Source organism: Streptomyces sp. NRRL F-2664 (genome assembly GCF_000719345.1).
Taxonomy (GTDB): Bacteria; Actinomycetota; Actinomycetes; order Streptomycetales; family Streptomycetaceae; genus Streptomyces.
The window spans coordinates 57,082-78,800 of record NZ_JOFX01000039.1 but is presented as its reverse complement, the minus strand read 5'-3'; the positions used below and the strand labels follow the sequence as shown (position 1 = coordinate 78,800).

At 72.3% G+C, this 21,719-nt stretch carries 22 protein-coding genes and 1 tRNA gene; 9 read left to right on the top strand and 14 right to left on the bottom strand.

Features of this window, described 5'->3' with window-relative positions; genetic code table 11:
- Nucleotides 1-10 precede the first annotated feature (10 nt).
- From IF89_RS47120 to IF89_RS0127590, 5 genes are all read left to right on the top strand, one after another.
- Entirely contained in the window at nt 11-163 is a 153-nt protein-coding gene (locus IF89_RS47120) for a hypothetical protein (RefSeq protein ID WP_199820571.1), read from the top strand.
- Nucleotides 164-262: 99 nt separating this feature from the next.
- Nucleotides 263-1,114, top strand: coding sequence for a bifunctional DNA primase/polymerase (locus tag IF89_RS42490; protein WP_030773703.1), 852 nt, complete (start codon nt 263-265; stop codon nt 1,112-1,114).
- 2 nt (nt 1,115-1,116) lie between these two features.
- Nucleotides 1,117-2,442: an ATP-binding protein gene (locus IF89_RS0127600; RefSeq protein WP_078628559.1), complete on the top strand. Its 1,326-nt coding sequence runs from the start codon at nt 1,117-1,119 to the stop codon at nt 2,440-2,442.
- A 450-nt stretch (nt 2,443-2,892) separates the two neighbouring features.
- A complete protein-coding gene (locus IF89_RS0127595; protein ID WP_030773700.1) occupies nt 2,893-3,099 on the top strand; it encodes a helix-turn-helix transcriptional regulator in 207 nt (68 codons plus the stop codon).
- Complete coding sequence (locus IF89_RS0127590; protein WP_030773697.1) at nt 3,096-4,484, top strand: tyrosine-type recombinase/integrase; 1,389 nt, start codon at nt 3,096-3,098, stop codon at nt 4,482-4,484. Before IF89_RS0127595 ends, IF89_RS0127590 begins: the two co-directional genes overlap by 4 nt.
- A 178-nt stretch (nt 4,485-4,662) precedes the next feature.
- On the opposite strand, the gene IF89_RS0127585 is transcribed toward IF89_RS0127590, so the two are convergent.
- Nucleotides 4,663-4,744: transfer RNA gene (locus IF89_RS0127585), tRNA-Tyr, on the bottom strand.
- A gap of 200 nt (nt 4,745-4,944) precedes the next feature.
- Here IF89_RS0127585 and IF89_RS0127580 point away from each other — a divergent pair.
- The 3 genes from IF89_RS0127580 (at nt 4,945) to IF89_RS0127570 (ending at nt 8,322) form a co-directional block, all read left to right on the top strand.
- The gene (locus IF89_RS0127580) at nt 4,945-5,433 is read left to right on the top strand and encodes a YajQ family cyclic di-GMP-binding protein (protein WP_030030284.1); all 489 of its coding nucleotides are present in this window, start codon (nt 4,945-4,947) and stop codon (nt 5,431-5,433) included.
- 207 nt (nt 5,434-5,640) lie between these two features.
- On the top strand, nt 5,641-7,068 hold the full coding sequence (locus IF89_RS0127575; protein ID WP_030773694.1) for a SulP family inorganic anion transporter: 1,428 nt from the start codon (nt 5,641-5,643) through the stop codon (nt 7,066-7,068).
- Between the two features lie 18 nt (nt 7,069-7,086).
- Nucleotides 7,087-8,322: an APC family permease gene (locus IF89_RS0127570; RefSeq protein WP_030773691.1), complete on the top strand. Its 1,236-nt coding sequence runs from the start codon at nt 7,087-7,089 to the stop codon at nt 8,320-8,322.
- Here the strand turns inward: IF89_RS0127570 and IF89_RS0127565 are convergent.
- The 13 genes from IF89_RS0127565 to IF89_RS0127505 all read right to left on the bottom strand — a co-directional run bounded on the left by IF89_RS0127565 (nt 8,306) and on the right by IF89_RS0127505 (nt 20,332).
- Nucleotides 8,306-8,830, bottom strand: a complete 525-nt coding sequence (locus tag IF89_RS0127565; RefSeq protein WP_030773688.1) for an SMI1/KNR4 family protein — start codon at nt 8,828-8,830, stop codon at nt 8,306-8,308. The genes IF89_RS0127570 and IF89_RS0127565 overlap by 17 nt on opposite strands.
- Before the next feature lie 75 nt (nt 8,831-8,905).
- A complete protein-coding gene (locus IF89_RS0127560) occupies nt 8,906-9,298 on the bottom strand; it encodes a YccF domain-containing protein (RefSeq protein WP_030773685.1) in 393 nt (130 codons plus the stop codon).
- Nucleotides 9,295-10,158, bottom strand: coding sequence for a zinc metalloprotease HtpX (htpX, locus tag IF89_RS0127555; RefSeq protein ID WP_030773683.1), 864 nt, complete (start codon nt 10,156-10,158; stop codon nt 9,295-9,297). The genes IF89_RS0127560 and htpX overlap by 4 nt, the downstream gene beginning before the upstream one ends.
- A 205-nt stretch (nt 10,159-10,363) precedes the next feature.
- Nucleotides 10,364-11,905: an NADH-quinone oxidoreductase subunit N gene (locus IF89_RS0127550; protein WP_030773680.1), complete on the bottom strand. Its 1,542-nt coding sequence runs from the start codon at nt 11,903-11,905 to the stop codon at nt 10,364-10,366.
- Nucleotides 11,902-13,455 (bottom strand): complex I subunit 4 family protein, encoded by a 1,554-nt coding sequence (locus IF89_RS0127545; RefSeq protein WP_030773676.1) that lies wholly within the window; start codon nt 13,453-13,455, stop codon nt 11,902-11,904. Before IF89_RS0127545 ends, IF89_RS0127550 begins: the two co-directional genes overlap by 4 nt.
- 38 nt (nt 13,456-13,493) lie before the next feature.
- The gene (locus tag IF89_RS0127540; RefSeq protein ID WP_030773674.1) at nt 13,494-15,542 is read right to left on the bottom strand and encodes an NADH-quinone oxidoreductase subunit L; all 2,049 of its coding nucleotides are present in this window, start codon (nt 15,540-15,542) and stop codon (nt 13,494-13,496) included.
- Nucleotides 15,539-15,916: an NADH-quinone oxidoreductase subunit NuoK gene (gene nuoK, locus IF89_RS0127535; RefSeq protein ID WP_030773670.1), complete on the bottom strand. Its 378-nt coding sequence runs from the start codon at nt 15,914-15,916 to the stop codon at nt 15,539-15,541. Before nuoK ends, IF89_RS0127540 begins: the two co-directional genes overlap by 4 nt.
- Complete coding sequence (locus IF89_RS0127530; RefSeq protein WP_030773668.1) at nt 15,916-16,503, bottom strand: NADH-quinone oxidoreductase subunit J; 588 nt, start codon at nt 16,501-16,503, stop codon at nt 15,916-15,918. Before IF89_RS0127530 ends, nuoK begins: the two co-directional genes overlap by 1 nt.
- A complete protein-coding gene (locus IF89_RS0127525) occupies nt 16,500-17,132 on the bottom strand; it encodes a NuoI/complex I 23 kDa subunit family protein (RefSeq protein ID WP_030773666.1) in 633 nt (210 codons plus the stop codon). Before IF89_RS0127525 ends, IF89_RS0127530 begins: the two co-directional genes overlap by 4 nt.
- The gene (locus tag IF89_RS0127520) at nt 17,132-18,100 is read right to left on the bottom strand and encodes a complex I subunit 1/NuoH family protein (RefSeq protein WP_030773665.1); all 969 of its coding nucleotides are present in this window, start codon (nt 18,098-18,100) and stop codon (nt 17,132-17,134) included. Before IF89_RS0127520 ends, IF89_RS0127525 begins: the two co-directional genes overlap by 1 nt.
- Complete coding sequence (locus IF89_RS0127515) at nt 18,097-19,344, bottom strand: NADH-quinone oxidoreductase subunit C (RefSeq protein ID WP_051807707.1); 1,248 nt, start codon at nt 19,342-19,344, stop codon at nt 18,097-18,099. The genes IF89_RS0127520 and IF89_RS0127515 overlap by 4 nt, the downstream gene beginning before the upstream one ends.
- Complete coding sequence (locus IF89_RS0127510; protein ID WP_030773662.1) at nt 19,341-19,934, bottom strand: NADH-quinone oxidoreductase subunit B; 594 nt, start codon at nt 19,932-19,934, stop codon at nt 19,341-19,343. The genes IF89_RS0127515 and IF89_RS0127510 overlap by 4 nt, the downstream gene beginning before the upstream one ends.
- The gene (locus IF89_RS0127505) at nt 19,925-20,332 is read right to left on the bottom strand and encodes an NADH-quinone oxidoreductase subunit A (RefSeq protein WP_030773659.1); all 408 of its coding nucleotides are present in this window, start codon (nt 20,330-20,332) and stop codon (nt 19,925-19,927) included. Before IF89_RS0127505 ends, IF89_RS0127510 begins: the two co-directional genes overlap by 10 nt.
- Before the next feature lie 147 nt (nt 20,333-20,479).
- Here IF89_RS0127505 and IF89_RS0127500 point away from each other — a divergent pair, with 147 nt between their 5' ends.
- The gene (locus IF89_RS0127500) at nt 20,480-21,667 is read left to right on the top strand and encodes a sensor histidine kinase (RefSeq protein ID WP_030773656.1); all 1,188 of its coding nucleotides are present in this window, start codon (nt 20,480-20,482) and stop codon (nt 21,665-21,667) included.
- Nucleotides 21,668-21,719: the final 52 nt, after the last annotated feature.

Below are 21,719 nucleotides of genomic sequence, written 5' to 3'. Positions count from 1 at the left end.
AGGAGCACCCATGGACGACCTCTACTGCGACGAGTGCTGCCAGACCAACTGCCCGGGCCACCACTGGTGCGAGGACTGCGACACCGAGGAGTGCCAGGAATGCCAGGGCTGCGACTGCCCCGGGTACGAGTGCCCCGGCCCCGCCGCCCACAACGGCTTCTGACCGCACCCGCCACTGAAGACAACGAGGGCGGCCCCGTCTCGGCAAAGTCCGGGGCCGCCCTCGTCCACCACCCATCAACAGATCTATGGAGGAACCAGCATGACTCAACCCACCCCCTCCCCGCAGCTACGCGCGGCTCTCGACCTCGCTGAGCGGGGCATTCCCGTGTTGCCTTTACGGGCAGGCAAGGGCCCCGTGGGCAACTGCCGGGCCTGCCGCACGAACGCCTGCGGCGGCCGGCCGAACATGAAGTTCCCCGGGCCGTGCGAGTGCGCGGCGCCGTGCCACGCCTGGGCCGCCGCCACCGCCGACCCGGCCGTCCTCACTTCCGCCGCCTGGGCTCCGGCCTGGCGGCAGGCCGCGGCCGTTGCCTACCACCCCGGCGGTACCGGCCTCACCGTGGTCGACCTCGACAACGCCAACGCGGTCGCATGGGCCCGCTCCACCCTCCCGGCCACCACGACCGTGGCGACGACGCGCGGGGAGCACTGGATCTACTCCGGCACCGTCCGGTCGGTGAACCGGGTCCGTGAGGGCGTGGACATCAAGTCGACCATGTCCTACGCCCGGTGGCTGGGCCCCGGCACCGGCGCCATGGCGGCGGTGCCGGCGCTCGTGCACGAGCTGGTCGAGAAGAAGCCCGCCGCCGGGCCGGCGCCCCGCCCGGTCGCGGTGCCTGCTCCGGGCGGGGGCGGGCGGTGCCCGCACCGCTCGCCCGTCTTCCTGGAACGGGGTATTGCGATGGCGGAGCAGCGGATCACCGCCGCCACCAGCGGAGTGCACGCGACGGTGTACGCCACGTTCCTGGCGGTGCTGTCCGCCCACGGCTGGTGCGGCTGCCTCACCGAGACCCACATCGGCCGCCTGTTCGCCGCCGCGCAGGCCAAGGGCGAGTCCCTGCGGCACTGCACGGCTGCCTGGTCCAACGCCGCCACGACGCTGGGGATGTAGCCGTGGCCGAGGACGAGAAGAACCCGGCCCGCGAGGTCATCACCGACTACGCCGTCTTCAACGGAACCGCCTTGAAGGAGGCACTCGACTTGATCGAAGCACTCGCGCTCACCGAGGACGTCCAGCCCGTCCACATCCGCGTCGCCCCCGGCTTCGACGGCGCCACCTGGCTCGACCTCGGGCGCGACGACGGCCGGTCCGTTCGCATCCACCCCACCGGCTGGGACATCACCATCCCCGACCCGCGCGAGGTCTGCTGGCGCCGCACCCAGCTCACCGGGGAACTCCCCCTGCCGGCCGAGGACACCGACGGCAAGGGCATCGACCTGCTGATGCGGCTGTGCAACTTCTCCGACGCCCGCGCCGAGTCCCTGGCCCTGGCCTGGCTGATCGGCTGCCTGGGCCCCGACGTCCCCGTCCCCGCCCCCTTCCTCACCGGCCCCCAGGGCGCGGGCAAGTCCACCGCCGGCAAGATGCTCGTCCGGATCATCGAGGGCATGAGCGGCGACCTTCGCCGCGCCCCGAAGGACGAGGAGAACCTGATCACCGCCGTGGCCGCCGGGTGGGTCACCGGCCTGGACAACCTCTCCCACCTCGGCCCCGACCTCTCCGACCTGATGTGCTGCATCGTCACCGGCGCCGAGAACATCAAGCGCGCCCTGTTCACCGACGGCGACGTCGTCCGCGCCCGCTACCGCCGGCCGATGCTGCTGACCGGCATCGACGTCGGCGTCATCCGCCCCGACCTCGCCGAACGCCTCCTCCCCCTCCGCCTGGAACGGCCCAGGGTGCGGCGGACCGAAGCGGAGCTGTGGGCGGAGTTCGCACGCGACCTGCCCGTGATCCTCGGCTCCATCCTCGACCTGGCCGTCGCCGTCCGGGCCACGCAGGCCGACATCCCCACCGACCTGCGCATGGCCGACTTCGCCCACCTCTGCGCGCAGCTCGACGCCGCCCGCAGCCTCGGCGCCCTGGACGCCTACCGGGCGAGTCTGGACGACCTGAACGACGACGTCATCGAGGGCGACCTCCTCGCCCAGACCGTCCTCAAGCGCGCCGCCGACATCGAGCCCGGCACCGACGTGCGGATGACGTCCGCCGAGTGGCTGCACAGCCTCACCCAGCTCTACACCGGCGAGGGGGAGTTCCGGCCCCTGGCCAAGGGCTGGCCCACCACCGGCAAAGTCCTTTCCGACCGCCTCAAGCGCCTGCAACCCGTCCTCGCCGCCCGCGGCGTCCTCGTCGACTGGGGTCGGAAGAACAGCGCCCGCTACATCGAGATCGCTCGCCCCAAGGCCACGCAGGCCGAGCAACAGCAGGCGTTCTGACTGACGCCACGCGGGCCCGACCGCACAAGCAAGAAGAGCACCCCGCCCCCGCCGGGGCGGTGCTCCTTTTGCTCTTCGGCGGCCTCGCCGCCGCTCAAAGGGCGTGCCGCTTCGCGGCTCCCCATTTCACGCCTGAAGGCGCACCCAATAACAGAACACAGGCCCCTCTTTTTCCTAAGTAGGAAGACGCTGCGTCACCTGCGTCACCGGGGCCCCGCAAACCGCTCCCCACCTGCACAGACAAGGGTGACGCAGAGCCCCGATCTCTGCGTCACCCCGCGTCACCTGCGTCACCCCGTGACAGACGGCTGCGTCACCGGTGACGCAGCCCGCCCCCTCCTGCGTCACGGAAACTCGCAGGTCAGCGGCCCGAGTGACGCTGATGACGCAGTGACGCAGAAATCGCGACTTCGGACACATCCGCTCGCTCAACTCCGAAAGGCAGAACCGATGGCCCGTCCCGTTCGCCGCCGTCAGCCCGTCGACGAGTGGCTCCCGCTGACCGACGTCCTCGCCGAGATCGGCATCACCCGAGCCACCTGGTACCGCTGGCGCAACCGCGGCTACGGGCCCGAGGTGAAGCGCCTGCCCAACGGGCACCTGCGGGTCCGCCGCAGCGCGCTCGACACCTTCCTGAACGAGCTGGAGACCGCGTGACCGACTGGAGCTACACCGTGCGAATCTGGAGCATCCGCAAGCGGCCTTACCGCAAGCCGTACCAACTGCGCTGGCAGGTGGGCACGAAGCCGCACTCCGAGTCCTTCCTGACCCTCGGCCTCGCCGAGAGCCGGCGGGCGCAGTTCATCACCGCGGCCCGCGAGGGCGAGCCGTGGGACGCCGAGAGCGGGCTCCCCAAGTCCCTGCTGCAAAAGGCCAAGGACATCTCCTGGTACGAGCACGCCAGAAGGTACGTGGAGATGAAGTGGCAGCACTCCCCCGCTTCCACGCGTCGGAACCTCGCCGAGGCGATGGCCACCGTGACCCTGGCGCTGGTGAAGGACACGAGGGGCATGGCGGACCACCGGGCCGTCCGTCGGGCGCTCTACACGTGGGGCTTCAACGTGAACCGGTGGGAGGAGGACGCGCCGGACGACGTAGCCGCACTCCTGGCCTGGGTCGAGCGGAAGTCGGTCCCCACCTCCACCCTGGCGGACCGGATGGCCGTACGGCGGGCGCTCGACGCGTGCGCCCGCCGGCTGGACGGCAAGACGTCGTCCGGCGCCGTCATCGCCCGGAAGCGTGCGATCTTCCACCAGGCTCTGGGGCTGGCCGTGGACGCCGGGCTGCTGGGCGAGAACCCGCTCACCGCGATGAAGTGGACTGCGCCGGAGAAGGTTGAGGAGGAGGTAGACCCGGAGGCGGTGCCGGATCCCGGGCTGGTCGCCTCCCTCCTGGCCGCTGTACGGGAGCAGGGGGCCCGCGGGCGGCACCTGGAAGCGTTCTTCGGGTGCATCTACTACTCGGCCGCCCGGCCGGGCGAACTGGTCGGCTTACGGCTCCAAGACGTCGACCTGCCCCGGCGCGGGTGGGGGATGATCCGGCTTCGCGAGAGCCGGGCCCGCTCCGGCACCGCCTGGACGGACACGGGCGAGGCCCACGACCGGCGCGGACTCAAGCACCGCACCCGCAAGACGGTCCGGCACGTGCCCATCCCGCCCGAGCTGGTGGCGATGCTGCGGTGGCACGTCACGGCGTACGGCACCCATGAGGACGGCCGGCTGTTCCGGACCGCCCGGGGCGGGATGGTCCAGGAGAGTGGCTACGGGGCCGTTTGGGCCGCCGCCCGCGAGGAGGTGCTGAGCGTCGCGGAGCGCGAGTCCAAGCTGGCCAAGCGCCCTTATGATCTTCGTCACGCGGCCGTGTCGACGTGGCTCAGTTCCGGGGTGGAGCCCCAGCTTGTGGCCCAGCGGGCCGGCCACTCGGTCGGCGTCCTCTTCCGGGTGTACGCGAAGTTCCTCAAGGGCGGCGACGAAGCCGCCAACGCGAAGATTTCGGCGCTCCTGAGTCGGCATCGCAGCCCGGCGGCGCCCCCGGCCCGGTGAACGCACGCCCGGCCACAACCGCAAGTCGGGCCCGGAGATTCCGTCCACAGCCCGTCCACACGCCCTGGTAGAGAGGGTGATCGAGCGGGACGCGGTGAGACAGTTCGCCCTGTCTGGGCGAGGAACGCAGAACGGCCCCTGATCGCGTTTCCGCAGATCAGGGGCCGTTCCTCCAGTGTGGCGGCGCCAGGATTCGAACCTGGGTAGGCTAAGCCGACGGATTTACAGTCCGCTCCCATTGGCCACTCGGGCACACCGCCATGGGATGCCGCCTTCGAGACCGCTTGTCCGCGGTTCTCCCTGGCAACGACGTAAACGATACCTGATGACCGGGGGTGCTCCGCCACCGGATTGATCAGCGCCGCGGGTGGGTGCGGTGGCTAGGCTTTGCCGAGCGGTCCGGGTATGTCCGGCCGCGCCCTCCGGGGTGATCGCAATCGACTTCAAGGAGCCACAGCACATGGCCGACTCCAGTTTCGACATCGTCTCGAAGGTCGAGCGGCAGGAGGTCGACAACGCCCTCAACCAGGCCGCCAAGGAGCTCTCGCAGCGCTACGACTTCAAGGGCACCGGCGCCACCATCGCCTGGTCCGGCGAGAAGATCCTGATGGAGGCGAACTCCGAGGAGCGCGTCAAGGCCGTTCTCGACGTCTTCGAGACCAAGCTGGTCAAGCGCGGGATCTCGCTCAAGGCGCTGGACGCCGGTGAGCCGCAGCTGTCCGGCAAGGAGTACAAGATCTTCGCCACGATCGAGGAGGGCATCTCCCAGGAGAACGCCAAGAAGGTCGCGAAGATCATCCGGGACGAGGGTCCGAAGGGCGTCAAGGCTCAGGTCCAGGGCGACGAGCTGCGCGTCAGCTCCAAGAGCCGCGACGACCTCCAGGCCGTCCAGGCCCTCCTCAAGGGCAAGGACCTGGACTTCGCGATCCAGTTCGTGAACTACCGCTGACCCCAGGTCCGCGGCGCTGTCCGTCACCACGCCGGCCCGGCGGTCCTCACCGACCGCCGGGCCGCGGTGGTTGCGGGGTACGTGGGGCGTGTGTGCCGGGCGTGTGCGGCGCACGCGCCGCCGCGGGCTCCCGTGGGCACTTGGGCCGCGGGGGGTGCGCCCAGCACGGTGGTGGCATCACATCACTGCGTGGCAGGGGGTTCTCGCATGCCTGGGGCCGGCACGTTTCGCGCAGACCTGGGGGCTTCCGTGGTCGTCGCGCTGGTCGCCGTCCCGCTGTGCGTGGGGGTGGCGGTCGCCTCCGGGGTGCCGGCCGAGCTGGGCATCGTCACCGGAGTGGTCGGGGGGCTGGTCACCGGCTGGTTCCGAGGGAGCGCCCTGCAGGTGAGCGGGCCCGCCGCCGGGCTCACGGTGCTCGTGTACGAAGCGGTGCAGGCGTACGGCACGGCCGCTCTCGGGGTGCTGGTGCTGGCCGCAGGATTGCTGCAGCTGGGCATGGGGGTGCTGCGGCTCGGGCGGTGGTTCCGGGCGATCTCCGTGGCCGTCGTGCACGGGATGCTGGCCGGCATCGGACTCGTGCTGATCTCGGGGCAGCTGTACGCCCTGGGCGACGCGGAGGCCCCGGGGCAGACCCTGGCGAAGCTGGGCGGGGTGCACGGCCTCGCGGAGCGGGCGGACTGGGCCGCGGTGCTGCTCGGGGCCGGGACCGTCGCCGTCATGGTCGCCTGGCAGCGGGCGCCCGCCCGCCTGCGGCTGCTGCCCGGCGCACTGGTCGGGGTGGCCGCCGCCACCGCCGCGGCCGCCCTGCTGCGGCTGCCCGTCGAGAAGGTGCGGGTGACGGGGGTCCTGGACGCCGTGTCCCCGCCCGCCTGGGGCGATTTCGGAGTGCTGGCCTCCGTGGGCGCGGTCGGGACGGTGGTCGCGCTGGCGCTGATCGCCTCCGCCGAGACGCTCTTCAGCGCCGCCGCCGTGGACCGGATGCACGACGGGCCGCGGACGGAGTACGACCGCGAACTGATTGCGCAGGGCGTCGGCAACGGTGTCTGCGGACTGCTCGGTGCCCTGCCGATGACCGCCGTGATCGTCCGCAGCGCAGCCAACGTGGAGGCCGGCGCGCGCACCCGTGCCGCCCGGGTCATGCACGGCGGCTGGCTGCTGCTCTTCGCCGTGGCCTTCCCCCAGGTGCTGCAGAACGTGCCGCTCGCCGCCCTGGCGGGGGTGCTGCTGTACGCGGGATGGAAGCTGTTGCCGGTCAGGGCGGTGGCCGCGCTGTGGCGCACGCACCGCGGCGAGGCGGTGGTGCTGGTCGTCACGGCCGGCGCGATCGTCGTCACCAATCTCTTCGAGGGCGTGCTGGTCGGGCTGGGTATGGCCATCGCCAAGGCCGCCTGGGAGACCTCCCACGTGCACGTCGAGCAGGTGCGGGACGGCCAGGAGCTGTGCGTGCGGGTCGTGGAGAACGCGAGCTTCCTGCGGCTTCCCAAGCTGCTCGATGCCCTGGAGGCGCTGCCGCACGGGCAGCCCGTGCGGCTCGACCTGAGCGGCCTGCGCCACCTCGACCACGCCTGCCTGACCGCTCTGGAGGGCTGGGAGCGCACCCGTAGGCCGCTCCCCCGCCGGGAGGGCGTCACCTGAGGGGGTTACCCTCCGGCCGTGACGAATGAGTTGAAGCGCACCCTGGGGGTTTCCGACGCGGTCGTCGTCGGGCTCGGCGCGATGGTCGGCGCCGGTGTCTTCGCGGCTTTCGCGCCGGCCGCGGAGGCCGCGGGCGGGGCGCTCCTCGCCGCTCTCGCGGTGGCGGCCCTCGTCGCCTACTGCAACGCCCACTCCTCGGCGCGGCTGGCCGCCCGGTATCCGGCCTCCGGTGGGACCTACGTGTACGGGCGGGAGCGGCTCGGCCCGTTCTGGGGGTGGTTGGCCGGCTGGGGGTTCGTGATCGGCAAGACCGCGTCCTGCGCGGCCATGGCACTGACGGTGGGTGCCTACGTGTGGCCCGGCCGGGAGCACGCCGTGGCCGTGGCGACGGTGGTGGCGGTCACCGCCGCGGGCTACGGCGGTGTCCAGAAGTCCGCCCGGATCGCCCGGCTGATCGTGGCGGCGGTGCTGGCGGTGCTGGCCGGGGTGGTCGTGGTCTGCCTGTCCTCGGGTGCGGCAGCACCGGAGCGGCTGGTCGGGGCGGACTGGACCCTCTTCGGGCTGTTGCAGGGCGCCGGGCTGCTGTTCTTCGCTTTCGCGGGCTATGCGCGGATCACCACCCTGGGCGAGGAGGTGCGTGACCCGGAACGGACGATCCCGCGGGCGGTGCCGCTGGCGCTGGGGATCGCCCTGCTGGTGTATGCGGCGGTGGGGGTGGCCGTGCTGTCGGTGCTGGGCGTCGAGGGGCTGGCGGGGTCGTCGGCGCCGCTGGCCGACGCGGTCCGGGCGGCGGGCGCCGCGGAGCTGGCGCCGGTGGTCCGGGCGGGTGCGGCCCTGGCCGCGGTGGGATCGCTGCTGGCGCTCGTGCTCGGGGTGTCGCGGACCGTCCTGGCGATGGCCCGGGACGGCCGTCTCCCGCGCACGCTGGCCGCCGTACATCCCCGGCACGGGGTGCCGCACCATGCCGAGCTCGCGGTGGGGGCGGTCGTGGCGGTGCTCGCGGCCACCGCCGATCTGCGCGGCGCGATCGGTTTCTCCTCCTTCGGAGTGCTCGCCTACTACGCGATCGCGAACGCCTCCGCGTGGTCTCTCGATGCAGCTGTCAAGGGGCGGGCCGTGGCGGCCGTCGGGCTGTCCGGCTGTGTGGTGCTGGCGTGTGCGCTGCCCCTCGCGTCGGTGGTCGCGGGGGCAGTCGTGCTGGCCGTGGGCGCGGTGGCGTACCGGGTGCACGGCCGGTTCAGATCCGGGATCTGAACTCCGCCCAGGGCGCGAGGTCCAGGTCGAGGTCCTCCCCGAGGGGGGACTCCGCGCAGAACCACGCTGTGCCGTCGAGCCAGCCGCGCAGCCAGTCCGCCAGGCTCGGGGCGTCCACGGACCAGGCGAGGTCGGGCTCACCGGGATGGGGGTCGAACAGCAGGACCTGGGCGGCCTCGGATCTGCAGTCCACGCAGGCGTACACGGCGCATCCGAAGTCGGCCACGGGCAGGACCGCCTCGGGCCAGCTCCAGCCGGAGGCCCGTTGCCCCTCGTAGGCGGCGACGGCCTGACGCAGGGACAGCAGTCCCTCACCGGGGCCGAATCCGCCGTCCCCGACGCGGGTGTGGAGCCGGGTGAGCAGGGGCGGCAGGGCGAAGCCGAGTACCCCCTCGGCGCGGGCGGCCTCCCCGGCGCCCAGCGGCTCCGGCAGGGGCTTTCCGTGCTGGTGCGCGGCGTTGCGCGCACGGTCTGCGACTCGCTCCAGCAACTGCTCGGTCCCGTTCATGCGTTCATGGTGACGCACCCCACCGACAGCCGCCCGGCCTGTGGACAACTCCTGACCGGGACGCGTCAGAGCGCCTCAGCGGGAGGCGAACGGGGCGTCCGTGGGGACGATTTCGCGGCCCAGCGGGAGCAGGGAGAGCGGGACCATCTTGAAGTTGGCGATGCCGAAGGGGATGCCGATGATCGTGACGCAGAGGGCGATGCCGGTGACGATGTGGCCCAGGGCGAGCCACCAGCCGGCGAGGACGAGCCAGAGCACGTTGCCGACGCAGGAGGGGGCGCCCGCGTCGTGGCGCTCGACCGTGGTGTAGCCGAACGGCCAGAGGGCGTAGACGGCGATGCGGAAGGCGGCGATGCCGAAGGGGATGCCGATGATGGTGATGCAGAGGAGCACACCGGCGAGCAGGTAGCCCAGGAACAGCCAGATGCCGCTCAGGATGAGCCAGATGACGTTCAGGATGGTCTTCATGGGCGGCGGCCTGCCATCTGTTCGAGCCGGGCGATGCGCTCGGCCATCGGCGGATGGGTCGAGAACATCCTGGTCAGTCCCTGGCCGGGACGGAAGGGGTTGGCGATCATCATATGGCTCGCTGTCTCCAGCCGCGGTTCGGGAGGCAGCGGGAGCTGCTTGGTCCCCGCGTCGAGCTTGCGCAGGGCGCTGGCGAGGGCCAGCGGGTCCCCGGTGAGCTGGGCGCCGGACGCGTCCGCCTCGTACTCGCGGGAGCGGCTGATGGCGAGCTGGATCACCGACGCGGCCAGCGGGCCCAGGATCATGATCAGCAGCATGCCGAGCAGGCCGGGCCCCTCGTCGTCGTTCGACCGGCCGACGGGGATCAGCCACGCGAAGTTCACCAGGAACATGATCACGGAAGCGAGTGCTCCGGCCACCGACGAGATCAGGATGTCGCGGTTGTAGACGTGGCTCAGCTCGTGGCCGATGACCCCGCGCAGCTCGCGCTCGTCGAGGATGCGCAGGATGCCCTCGGTGCAGCAGACCGCGGCGTTGCGCGGGTTGCGCCCGGTGGCGAAGGCGTTCGGTGCCTCGGTGGGGGAGATGTAGAGGCGCGGCATGGGCTGGCGCGCGGACGTGGAGAGCTCGCGCACCATGCGGTAGAGCTGGGGGGCCTCGAATTCACTGACAGGACGGGCGCGCATCGCGCGCAGGGCCAGCTTGTCGCTGTTCCAGTACGCGTAGGCATTCGTCCCGAGTGCGACGAGGACGGCGACGATCAGGCCGGTCCGGCCGAAGAAGCTGCCGATGAGGATGATGAGTGCGGACAGCCCGCCGAGGAGTACGGCGGTCTTGAACCCGTTGTGCCGGCGGTGCACGGTACGCCCTCCAAGTGGTGCGGCAGGGGAGCCCGTCATGGTCTGAGGGTCTACGGTCCAGTGGACCCTCCCTTCCTGGTCAACGCGAGGTGAGGGCGTCCGGTTCCCAGGGCGTGGCGGGTCGGCGGCCCGCCACCGCCCACCGGGCGGGCGCGACGGGCCGCCGCGGGCGTTGCTCCGTACGGGCATGCCGGCCCGCGGCGGGCTACTGCGCGAAGAGGCTGCCCGACGCGACGCGCAGGACCAGTTGCGGGGCGCCCGAGAGGACGACGGCGGTGATCGCAGTCGCGACGATGGCCGCCGCGACGGGCCACGGGGCCTTCGTACGGGCCGATGCATCCGCCCCGGCCGGGGCGCCCTCCGGGGCGCGGAAGAGCAGCGCCGTCCAGCGCAGGTAGTAGTAGAGGGCGATGACGACGTTGACCGCCATGAGGACGGCCAGCCAGCCCAGGCCCGCGTCGACTGCCGATTGGAAGACCGTGACCTTGGCGAAGAGCCCGATGATGCCGGGCGGCAGACCGGCCAGGCAGAGCAGGAAGAAGGCCAGGGACAGCGCGGCCAGCGGGCGCTCGGCGTACAGGCCGCGGTAGTCGCTGATCCGGTGGAGCGGCTTCGTCCGGCCGACGAGGGCGGCCACGGCGAAGGCGCCGAGGTTCACGGCGGCGTACATGAGGGCGTAGGCGAGGGTGGAGCCGATCTGGTCGCGCTCGGAGTACGCGGCGGCGGCGATCGGGACCAGCAGGTAGCCGGCCTGGCCCACCGAGGACCAGGCGAGGAGTCGTACGGCGCTGTTCGGGCGGTCCGCGGACTGGCGCACGGCGGCGGCGTTGCCCAGGGTCATGGTGAGGGCGGCGAGGACGGCGAGTGCCGGGCCCCAGACCTGCGAGTACGCCGGGAAGGCGATCACCGTGACGAGGATGAGGCCGGTGAAGCCGACGGCCTTGCCGATCACCGAGAGGTAGCCGGCGACGGGCAGGGGGGCTCCGACGTAGGTGTCGGGGACCCAGAAGTGGAAGGGGACGGCGGCGGTCTTGAAGGCGAAGCCGACGAGGGTGAGCGCGACTCCGGCCATGGCGAGGGTGTCGAGCTGCCCGGGGACGTCTTCGAGGCGGTCGGCGACCTGGGTGAGGTGCAGCGATCCAGTGACGCCGTAGACGAAGCCGACGCCCATCAGCGACACGGCGGTGGCGGTCACGGAGGACAGGAAGAACTTCAGGGCGGCCTCGGAGGAGAGCCGGTCGCCGCGGCGCATGCCCACGAGGGCGAAGGCGGGCAGGGAGGCGACCTCCAGGGCGACGATCAGGGTGGCCAGGTCGCGGGAGGCGGGCAGCAGGGCGGCGCCCGCGGCGGAGGAGAGCAGCAGGAACCAGTATTCGCCGGGGGGCATCCGGGTGTCGCGCACGGCGGTGACCGACAGGAGTGCGGTGAGCAGGGCTCCGGCCAGTACCAGGAACTGGACGACCACCGTGAAGTGGTCGGCGGTGTAGCTGCAGGCCTCCGGATCGGCGGTGAGGCAGAAGGTGGAGCGGTCGCCGGCGCGCAGCGGGATCAGGGTCGCGGTCGCGGCGGCCAGGCCGGCCACGGAGATCCAGCCGAGGACCGGCTTGTTCCGCTCGGCGGTGAAGAGGTCGGCCACGAGGACGGCCAGGCCGACGGCGGCGGCGATGACCACGGGGGCGATGGCGAGCCAGTCGACGGACTGGACCAGGCTGGGGGTCTCGGCGGCGAGGACCGTGGGGGCCGTCATGAGGTGCCTCCTGCGAGGAGCTGCTGAACGGCCGGGTCGGTCAGGCCGAGGAGGAGCGCGGGCCACAGGCCGGCGAGGACGGTGAGGGCGACGAGCGGGGTCCAGGCGGCGAACTCGTACCGCTGGACGTCCGCGAGGGCGGGCGCGGGGCCGGCCGCCGGGTCCCCCATGCAGACGCGCCGCACGACGACCAGCAGGTACGCGGCCGTGAGCAGGGTGCCGAAGGCGCCGACGGCCGTGTACGTCAGGAACGCGGCCCGGGGCAGGCCCTCGGCGGGGTCGAACGCGCCGAAGAGGGCCAGCATCTCGCCCCAGAACCCGGCGAGCCCGGGCAGGCCCAGGGAGGCGACGGCGGCGAAGGCGAGGAGCGCGCCGAGGCGCGGGGCGCGGCCGTAGAGGGCGGCGCCGGTGGCTCCGGCGAGGGTGTCGAGGTCGGCGGTGCCGTAGCGGTCCTTGAGGGCGCCGACCAGGAAGAAGAGGAGGCCGGTGATCAGGCCGTGGGCGATGTTGGCGAAGAGGGCGCCGTTGACTCCCGTGGGGGTCATGGACGCGATGCCGAGGAGGACGAAGCCCATGTGGCCGACGGAGGAGTAGGCGATCAGGCGCTTGAGGTCGCCCTTGTTGCCCTTGCGGGCCAGCGCGAGGCAGGCGAGCGATCCGTAGACGATGCCGACGGCGGCGAAGGCGCCCAGGTAGGGGGCGACGGTGGCCATGCCGTCCGGGGTGACGGGGAGCAGGATGCGGACGAACCCGTACGTGCCCATCTTGAGCAGGACGCCGGCCAGGAGGACGGATCCGACGGTGGGGGCGGCGGTGTGGGCGTCGGGCAGCCAGCTGTGCAGGGGCCACATGGGGGTCTTCACGGCGAGGCCGATGCCGATGGCGAGGACGGCCAGCAGCTGGGTGGTGTGCGTGAGTCCCCGGCCGTTGTCAGAGGCGAGTGCCACCATGTCGAATGTGTCCGCCGTCACACCGATGAGGAGGAGGCCGAGCAGCATGACGACGGAGCCGAGCAGCGTGTAGAGGATGAACTTCCAGGCGGCTGCCTGCCGCTGGGCCCCGCCCCAGCGGGCGATCAGGAAGTACATCGGGATGAGGACCATCTCGAAGGCGAGGAAGAACAGCAGCAGGTCGAGGACGGCGAACGTCGCGAGGGTGCCGGACTCGAGGACGAGGAGCAGCGCGACGAAGGCCTTCGGGGAGGGGCCCGCGGGGAGCTTGAAGTAGCTGTAGAGCGCGCAGAGGAAGAACAGCAGCGCGGTCATCACGAGGAGGGGGAGCGAGATGCCGTCGACACCGAGGTGGATCCGGACGTCCAGGGCCGGGATCCAGCTGATGTCCGTCGTCGCCTGGAAGCGGGAGGGGGCGTCGTGGTCGAAGCCCACGGTGAGGGCGATCGCCGCGGCGAGGACCACGCCGGTCACCGTCACGCCGTGGCGGAGCACGGCCTGCTCGGGGCTGCGGCCCTTGAGGCCGGGCGGGGCCGGCAGGAGGGCCGCGACGGCGCCGAGGAGCGGCGCGGCCAGCATGAACGCCAGAAGGAACTGCATCACGGACGGGCTGATATCAATCACGGCTGACTCACGGCTCACGATCCGGCGTTGACGTTGGCGAGGACGGCGGTGGCGACGGCCAGGACCACGGCGCCGGCGAGCAGGGCGCTCAGGTAGCTCTGCACGTTGCCGGTCTGGGCGCGGCGGACGAGGCCGCCGAGCAGCCGGGTGCCGGTGCCCGCGCCGCGGACGTACGTCTCCACGACCTCGCGGTCGAGGAAGGTGACGAGGCGGGCCGACGCACGGACGGGGCGGACGAAGAGCCGGTCGTAGACGGCGTCGAGGTGGAAGCCTTCGGCCGCGTGGCGGTGCAGGGGACCGAGCAGGGCGCGGCCGGGGTCGGCGGCGGGACCCGTCGGGACGGCGGGGTGGTCGTGGGTGACCTCCGCGACCTCGGGCGTCTCCGCGGCGGACTCGGCGGCGGCGGTGGCCGCGGACACCGTGGCGGCCACGGCGGCGGGCTGCTCCGCTGCGGTGGCGGTGCGAGCCGGTCCGGCCGCGGGGGCCGTCGCGGCCCTGGCCGTGGCGCGCTGCCAGAGGGCGTAGGTGAGCATCGCGCCGATGACGGCGGCGCCCGTGCCGAGGACGGAGGTGGCCACGGTCGGGGTGAGGGCCCTGCCGTCGAACCAGTCGGCGAGCGGGCCCGCGGCGAGGCCGAAGGCGACGGACGGGACGGCCAGCAGCCAGAGCACGCCCGTCATGGCGAGGGGCTCCTTGCCGTGGTCGGGGGCGGCTGCTCCCCGGCCGCGGAAGGCCATCAGCCACAGCCGGGCGGCGTAGGCGGCGGTGAGCAGGGCGGTGAGCACGCCGGCGATCAGCACCAGCCAGCCGGCGGCACCGGGAGCGAGGTCCGAGTGGCCGGTGGCGGTCTGCTCGGCGGCGACGAGGACGGCTTCCTTGGAGAAGAAGCCGGCGAAGGGAGGGATGGCGGCGAGCGCGAGCAGCGCGATCGTCATCGTCCAGAAGGCGTCGGGGATGCGCTTGGCCAGGCCGTCCATGCGGGACATGGCGGCCAGGGAGTTCGTACCGGCGGCGTGGATGATCACGCCCGCGCCCAGGAAGAGGAGCGCCTTGAAGGCGCCGTGGGACAGGAGGTGGAAGACGGCGGCGCCGCGGTCGCCGACGGCCAGGGCGCCGGTCATGTAGGCGAGCTGGCCGATGGTGGAGTAGGCGAGTACCCGCTTGATGTCGTCCTGGGCGAGGGCGGCGAGGGCGGAGCCGACCATCGTGACGGCTGCCATGGCGGCCATGACGACCAGTGCGGCGGCGGACGCCGCGAAGACGGGCAGGAGGCGGGCGATGAAGTAGACGCCGGCGGCGACCATCGTCGCGGCGTGGATCAGCGCGGAGACGGGGGTGGGGCCGGCCATGGCGTCGGGGAGCCAGGTGTGCAGCGGGAACTGCGCGGACTTGCCGGCGACTCCGGCGAGCAGGAGGAGCGCGACCAGCGTGGGGTGGTCGAGTCCGCCGGCGGCGACGGTCCTGAGGATCTCGGTGATCCGGAAGGAGCCGGCGTCGGTGGCGAGCGCGAACAGGCCGATCAGGAAGGGGACGTCGCCCAGTTTGGTGACGAGGAAGGCCTTGAGGGAGGCGGAGCGGGCCGCTTCGGTCTCCCAGTAGTGGCCGACGAGGAAGTACGAGCAGATGCCCATGACTTCCCAGCCGACCAGCAGCACCATGAGGTCGCCGGAGTAGACGACGAGCAGCATGGCGGAGGTGAACAGCGAGACGAGGGCGGCGTACGACGGGTAGCGCGGGTCCTCGCGGAGGTACGCCGTCGAGTAGAGCTGTACGCACGTGGCGACGACCCCGACGAGGACGGCGACGAGGGCGGCGAAGCCGTCGATGGAGAGCGAGAGGTCGATCGGCACCGAGCCGGTCGGGGTCAGCTCGGTCGCGGTGCTGATGGGCTGTCCGCCGCCCTGGCGCACGGCGACGGTCACGGCCAGTACGGCGGCGGCCAGGGTCGGCAGGATCGCGAGCGGGCGGACGAAGCCGGGGGCGGTACGGCCGAGCAGCAGGCCGGCGACCGCACCCAGGAAGGGCAGCAGCGGGACGAGGACGGCGAGGGTCGTGGTGCTCACGCGGCGACCTCCGGCCGGGCGGTGCGGGTGCTGGTGCTGTCGCCCGGGGTGTCGGGGTCGGGTTCGTGGCCCTCGGCGGTGTCGCGCAGGCGGTCGACGTCGGAGGTGCCGCGGTTGCGGTACACCATCAGCACGATCGCGAGGCCGATGCCGATCTCGGCGGCGGCAATGGCGATGGTGAAGAGGGTGAGGGCCTGGCCGGCGTGGAGGGTGTCGCGCAGCCACACGTCGAAGGCGACCAGGTTGAGGTTGGCGGCGTTGAGCATCAGCTCGACGGACATCAGGACCAGGATGGCGTTGCGGCGGGCGAGCACTCCGTACAGGCCCGTGCAGAAGAGGAGCGCCGCGAGCACGGCGGGGTAGGCGAGGTGCATCAGCGCTTCCCCTTGTCACCGGCGTCGGCGGGGTCGTTGCGGCGGGACAGCACGATGGCGCCGATCAGGGCGGCCAGGAGGAGGACGGACAGGGCCTCGAAGGGCAGCACCCAGTGCTGGAAGAGGATCTCCCCGGAGACCTTGGTGGAGCCCTGGACCGGCCCGTCGAGGTCGATCCAGGTGGTGCGGAAGGCGTCGACGACCACCCAGACCAGGGCCGCGGCGGCGACGACGGCGACGCCGAGGGCGATGCCCCGGTTGCCGGAGTCGGCGTCCGGGGAGCGGCCGATGGGGGCCTTGGTGAGCATCAGGCCGAAGAGGAGGAGGACGACGACGGAACCGAGGTAGATCAGGACCTGGACCCACGCGATGAACTCGGCGGTCAGCAGCAGGTACTCGACGGCGATGCCGCCGAGCGCGACGACCAGCCAGAGCGCGGCGTGCACCAGCTGCTTGGTGGTGACGGTGACGAGGGCCGCGCCGAAGGTGGCGAGACCCACGAGGAGGAAGGCGATCTCGACGCCGGTCGGCGAGAGGAAGCCGGGCCCGGTGGTGGCGGCTGCGGCCAGGGGGGCGGCGGGGGTCACGCGTCTCCCTCCGGGTTCGGGGCGGTCGGCGGTTCGTTCTCGGGGGCCTGCGCCTGTGAGGCGTGGGCTGCTTCGGCGGCCTGCGCGGCTTCGGCGGCTGCCGCCGCGGCCGCGGCCTCGGCCTTCTCCGCCGCCTTGCGGGCGGCGGCAATCTCCTTGGGCTCCTCGGCCCGCGGGTCGAGGGCGGGCGGGGCCGGGACGGTCCACATCCACTCGCGGAGCTTGTCGCGCTCGTGCGTCAGCTCGTGGATGTCGGTCTCCGCGTACTCGAACTCCGGCGACCAGAAGAGGGCGTCGAAGGGGCACACCTCGATGCAGATGCCGCAGTACATGCAGAGCGAGAAGTCGATGGCGAAGCGGTCGAGCACGTTGCGGCTGCGCTCGCGGCCGCCGGGGGTGGAGGCGGGGACCGTCTCCTTGTGCGAGTCGATGTAGATGCACCAGTCGGGGCACTCACGGGCGCAGAGCATGCAGACCGTGCAGTTCTCCTCGAACAGGCCGATGACCCCGCGGGAGCGGGGCGGGAGTTCGGGCTGGACCTCGGGGTACTGGGCCGTGTGCGAGCGCTTCGTCATCGTGCGGAGCGTGACGGCCAGGCCCTTGGCGAGGCCGGATCCGGGGATGGGCATTACTGGATCGCCACCTTCACGATGCCGGTGAGCGCGATCTGGGCGAGCGCGAGCGGGATGAGTGTGGTCCAGGCGAGCTTCTGGAGCTGGTCCTCGCGCAGGCGCGGGTAGCTCACGCGCAGCCAGATCACGACGAAGGCGAGGACGGCGGTCTTCAGGAGGGTCCAGACCCAGCCGAGGCCGTCGGCGCCGAAGGGGCCGTGCCAGCCGCCGAGGAAGAGGACGGTGGTCAGGAAGCAGAGGACGACGATTCCGGCGTACTCGGCGAGCAGGAACAACGCGAAGCGCAGGCCGGTGTACTCGGTGTACGCGCCGAAGATGATCTCGGAGTCGGCGACGGGCATGTCGAAGGGGGGACGCTGGAGCTCGGCCAGGCCGGCGGTGAAGAAGACCAGCGCGCCGACGATCTGCCAGGGCAGCCACCACCACTCGAAGCCCTCGACGATCCCGGTGAGCGAGACCGTCCCGGCCGCCATCGCCACGGAGGCCGCGGCGAGCAGCATGGGGAGCTCGTAGGCGAGCAGCTGTGCGGCCGTGCGCAGGCCGCCGAGCAGGGAGAACTTGTTCGCGGAGGCCCAGCCTGCCATGAGCGAGCCGAGGACTCCGACGCCCATGACGGCGAGCACGAAGAACACTCCGGCGTCGATGACCTGGCCGACCGCGCCCTCGCCCGGCCCGATGGGGATGGCGAGGAGGACGAGGAGGTACGGCAGCAGGGCGACCGCGGGAGCCAGCTGGAAGATCCGGCGGTCGGCGCCCGCCGGGACGACGTCTTCCTTCTGGGCGAACTTCACGCCGTCGGCGACGAGCTGGGCCCAGCCGTGGAAGCCGCCGGCGTACATGGGGCCGAGGCGGCCCTGCATGTGGGCCATCACCTTGTGCTCCGTCTGCCCGACGACGAGCGGGAGCACGAGGAAGACGGCGAAGACGACGAGCAGCCGCAGGGCGACGTCGAGGACGTCGTTCACGCCGTGCCTCCGGTGTCGGTGGTGGGTTCGGTCCCAGGATCGGCCTCGGGATGAGTTTCCGGACGGGCTTCGGGACGGTTTTCGGGACGGGCTTCGGGATCGGCCTCGCCCGGGCGCCGCGCGGCGGCCGACTCGTCGAAGGCCGGCTTCGGGTCGTGCCATGGGGCGTCGGCACTGCGGGGGGCCGGACGGCGCGGCGGGCGCGCCGGGGCCGCCGCGTCAGCGGGACCGGGCTCGGACGCGGCCGCCGCCTCCGCCGCCTGGCTCGCGGAACCGTCCGCCGTCGAACGGGTGCGGCGCGGCGGGCGCGCCGGGGCCGCCGCGTCAGCGGGACCGGGCTCGGACGCGGCCGCCGCCTCCGCCTGGCTCGCGGAGCCGTCCGCCGTCGTACGGGTGCGGCGGGCCGGGGCATCCGTACCCGGGGGCGCGGCATCCGGCGCGGCGGCGGCCGCGGACTGGGTCGCCGACCCCTCCGCGGCCGAGCGGGTACGACGGGCCGGGCGGGCCGGGGTTTCCGGGGTGGCGGCTTCGCCGGCCTGGGTCGCCGAGCCCTCGGCGACCGAGCGGGTCCGGCGGACGGGGGCGCCCTCGCGCGGGGTGCGGGCGGCGGCGCCCGCCACTCCGGCGGCGCGCGGGGTGCGGGCCGGGCGGGCGGGGGCCGGCGGGAGCTGGCCCTTCAGCGGACCCCAGTCGTTGGGGTCCGGTACGCCGGGCGGCAGCATCTGGCGGCGCTTCGGGGCGTCCGGGTCATGGGCCTCGCCCGGCTCCTTCGCGCCCGGCCAGGCCTTCGCGACGCGCGCGGCCAGCACGAAGTCCTTGCGCAGCGGGTGCCCCTCGAAGTTCTCCGGGAGGAGCAGGTGCACCAGGTGCGGGTGGTCGGTGAAGGTGATCCCGAACATCTCGAACGTCTCGCGCTCGTGCCATTCCGCCCCCGCGTACACGGCGACCGCCGACGGCAGCGACGGGGCGCCGTACGGGACGGTGGTGCGCAGCAGGAGCCGGCGTACGCGCCGGTTCTCCAGCGAGGCGACGTGCGCGCAGACGCGGAAGCCGGTGCCCGGCTCGTCGACGGCGCTCAGCCAGTCGAAGTACGTGCAGCCCAGCTTGTCGCGGGCGATCTCCAGGGAGGAGATCCAGCTTCCGACGGGTACGTCCACCGTGAGCACGTCGTAGGAGCGTTCGGCGACGGCCTCGGCGCCGAAGACGGTCGGCGCGGCGTCGGGGAGGGAGTCGTAGAGGTTCACGCGCCGGCCCCCTGCCCGGGTGCCGGCGGGGGCGTGACGAGGCCGCTGGTCAGCTGGGAGACGGATGGTCCCGACGCGTACCGCTCGGCGAGCGACTCGCGGGCGATCTTCTCCTGGAGCTTCAGGATGCCCTGGAGGAGTGCCTCGGGCCGCGGCGGGCAGCCGGGCACGTAGACGTCGACGGGGATGATCTGGTCGACGCCCTTGGTCACCGAGTACGAGTCCCAGTACGGGCCGCCGCAGTTGGAGCAGGCGCCGAAGGAGATGACGTACTTCGGCTCCGGCATCTGCTCGTAGAGCCGCTTGACGGCCGGCGCCATCTTGTCCGTGACGGTGCCCGAGACGATCATCAGGTCGGCCTGGCGGGGGCCCGGCGCGAAGGGGATCACTCCGAGGCGGATGAAGTCGTGCCGGGCCATCGACGCGGCGATGAATTCGATCGCGCAGCAGGCGAGGCCGAAGTTGAAGACCCACAGGCTGTACCGGCGGCCCCAGTTCAGGACCACCTTCATCGGTTCCGGGGCGAGCCGGGAGAGGACTCCCAGACGCTTGGGCTCGGGGAGCAGCTCCGGCTGAGGTGTCACGTCCATTCGAGGACGCCCTTCTTGTACGCATAGAGCAGGCCGACGGCCAGGAAACCGAGGAAGACGAACATCTCGACCAGGGTCGTGGCGCCGTAGCCGGCGGCGGCGAACACCGTCGCCCACGGGAACAGGAAGATCGAGTCGACGGCGAAGATGACGTAGAGGAAGGCGTAGACGTAGTAGCGGACCTGGGTGTGCGCCCAGCCCTCGCCGACGGGGTCCACGCCGCATTCGTAGGTCAGCAGCTTCTCGTGGGTCGGTACGACGGGCCGCAGGAGGCGGCCGGCTCCGAAGGCGACGGCCACGAAGAGCACACCGAGGGCTGCCAGCAGACCGACGACCGAATAACTCCGGAAGTAGTCCGCCGCGAGCACGGTTACGGTCGATACCGTTGGTTCGGACACGTCCGTTCCTCGCTCCTCGGTCACTGTCGACGATCTGGTACGGACGGGAGTCTAGGGCCTGCCTCACACGGGGTGGGGTTATCCCCCGTTCACAGCACCCCGGACACCCCATGGCATCGGCGGGCCGGGCTTGACAGGGTGTGGCGCATGACCACGAGCCCTGCCATCTCCGACCACGACGGACCGCCCCCCGTACGGCCCGTATTCAGTGCCGTCACGTGGAAGGAAATCGCCCATCTGGTGACCAATCTGCCGGAGGCGATCCTCGGTTTCGTTTACACGGTCGTCATGGTTTCCACCGCGGGCGGACTTTCCGTGACCGCGATCGGACTTCCTTTGCTTGCGGTCGGTCTCTTTTTGTCTCGGCAAATGGGACGCATGGAGCGGGCGCGCGCCCGACTGCTGTTGGGCGTCCACGTGGAGGAGCCGAGCCCGATCCCGGGACCGCGGCGGTCCGGCGGGTTCTTCCCCTGGCTGTGGACGAGCATCAAGGACCCGGTCGGCTGGCGGACCGTGCTGTACCAGCTGATCCGGCTGCCCTGGGGGGTACTCACCTTCACGGTAGTCCTGGCGGGGCTGTTCGTGCTGTGGCCGGTCCTGCCGTACCTGGTGCGGCTGCTCACCAACGCGGACCGCGCGATGGTACGGGGGCTGCTGTCCCCCTCCGACGACCTGGAACGGCGGATCGCGGAGCTGGAGTCGGACCGGGGCGTGGTGGTCGACACCGCGGCGGCGGACCTGCGGCGCATCGAGCGGGACCTGCACGACGGGGCGCAGGCGCGGCTGGTGGCGCTGGCGATGGGCCTGGGCCTGGCGAAGGAGAAGCTGCTGGAGGACCCGGAGGGGGCGGCGGCGATGGTGGACGAGGCCCACGGTGAGGTGAAGCTGGCCCTCCAGGAGCTGCGGGACCTGGCGCGCGGGATCCACCCGGCGGTGCTGACCGACCGGGGGCTGGACGCGGCGCTGTCGTCGGTGGCGGCGCGGTGCCTGGTGCCGGTGAAGGTGCTGGTGGACCTGCCGGCCGGGCAGGAGGCGCGGCCCGCGGAGGCGATCGAGGGGATCGCGTACTTCGTGGTGTCCGAGCTGCTGCAGAACGTGAGCAAGCACGCGGGGGCGCGCGGCGCGACCGTGGAGGTGTGGCGGGCGGAGGCCCGGTTGATGATCCGGGTGTCGGACGACGGCCGGGGCGGGGCGCACACGTCCGGCGGGACCGGGCTGGCGGGGTTGGCGGAGCGGCTGGATGCGGTGGACGGGGTGCTGGTGGTGGACTCCCCGGAGGGCCGGGGGACGGTGGTGACGGCCGAGCTGCCGTGGCGGGACCGCGGGCGGGGGTGAGCGGCGGCGCCGCGGCCGGCGCGAGGTCGTGAGCGGGACTCCCGTCCGGGGT

Bases quoted from the DNA above. Each gene is read 5' to 3' on its own strand.
- IF89_RS0127575 (WP_030773694.1), top strand. From the start codon at position 5,641: ATGCCTGGGGCCGGCACGTTTCGCGCAGACCTGGGGGCTTCCGTGGTC.
- IF89_RS0127560 (WP_030773685.1), bottom strand. From the start codon at position 9,298: ATGAAGACCATCCTGAACGTCATCTGGCTCATCCTGAGCGGCATCTGG.
- IF89_RS0127500 (WP_030773656.1), top strand. From the start codon at position 20,480: ATGACCACGAGCCCTGCCATCTCCGACCACGACGGACCGCCCCCCGTA.
- nuoK (WP_030773670.1), bottom strand. From the start codon at position 15,916: ATGCACCTCGCCTACCCCGCCGTGCTCGCGGCGCTCCTCTTCTGCACG.
- IF89_RS0127525 (WP_030773666.1), bottom strand. From the start codon at position 17,132: ATGCCCATCCCCGGATCCGGCCTCGCCAAGGGCCTGGCCGTCACGCTC.
- IF89_RS0127545 (WP_030773676.1), bottom strand. From the start codon at position 13,455: ATGCAGTTCCTTCTGGCGTTCATGCTGGCCGCGCCGCTCCTCGGCGCC.
- IF89_RS0127550 (WP_030773680.1), bottom strand. From the start codon at position 11,905: ATGACGGCCCCCACGGTCCTCGCCGCCGAGACCCCCAGCCTGGTCCAG.
- IF89_RS0127510 (WP_030773662.1), bottom strand. From the start codon at position 19,934: ATGGACGTGACACCTCAGCCGGAGCTGCTCCCCGAGCCCAAGCGTCTG.
- IF89_RS0127595 (WP_030773700.1), top strand. From the start codon at position 2,893: ATGGCCCGTCCCGTTCGCCGCCGTCAGCCCGTCGACGAGTGGCTCCCG.
- IF89_RS0127580 (WP_030030284.1), top strand. From the start codon at position 4,945: ATGGCCGACTCCAGTTTCGACATCGTCTCGAAGGTCGAGCGGCAGGAG.
- IF89_RS42490 (WP_030773703.1), top strand. From the start codon at position 263: ATGACTCAACCCACCCCCTCCCCGCAGCTACGCGCGGCTCTCGACCTC.
- IF89_RS47120 (WP_199820571.1), top strand. From the start codon at position 11: ATGGACGACCTCTACTGCGACGAGTGCTGCCAGACCAACTGCCCGGGC.
- IF89_RS0127565 (WP_030773688.1), bottom strand. From the start codon at position 8,830: ATGAACGGGACCGAGCAGTTGCTGGAGCGAGTCGCAGACCGTGCGCGC.